This window comes from Thalassospira mesophila, assembly GCF_002115755.1.
GTDB classification, from domain to species: Bacteria; Pseudomonadota; Alphaproteobacteria; order Rhodospirillales; family Thalassospiraceae; genus Thalassospira; species Thalassospira mesophila.
In genome coordinates this window covers 1-389 of the sequence record NZ_JFKA01000074.1, presented here as the reverse complement: position 1 = coordinate 389, position 389 = coordinate 1, and the positions used below count along the sequence as shown (strand labels likewise).

The following is a 389-nucleotide window of genomic DNA, read 5'->3' as shown; positions in this document are numbered from 1 at the left end:
GCCGCCCCCTGCTGGCTTGTCGGCAGGCTGTTAATTGCTGCCAGAACCTTGTTCTGAAACGCAACCGCCTGGACCGAGGAACTGTTATTGATTTTGTCCAGTGTCGCGCCAAGCGACCCGGCAACACCGCCATTTTGCGAACCGATCGATTGATAACCGCCCGAAGTCTGCGTAATCGTCACGACAAGATCTTTGCCCACGGTCGCCGTGGTCGCGCCGCGCCCCGATGTGCCAACAACCGAAGCCGTCGTAATCGCATAAGCCCCGGTTCCGCCCGCCCCGACAATGGTGTAGGTCTCGCCAACCGCAAGGTTATTGCCTGACATGACCAGGGTGGTATTGCTGATTGCAGCATTCCCCGACACTGCCAAAGACCCGAAGTTCGACAA

1 protein-coding gene is annotated in these 389 nt (G+C 58.4%); it reads right to left on the bottom strand.

The window, feature by feature from the left end; genetic code table 11:
* Positions 1 to 389: hypothetical protein (locus TMES_RS22885; protein ID WP_211276000.1), on the bottom strand; the 389-nt coding region annotated here is incomplete at both ends.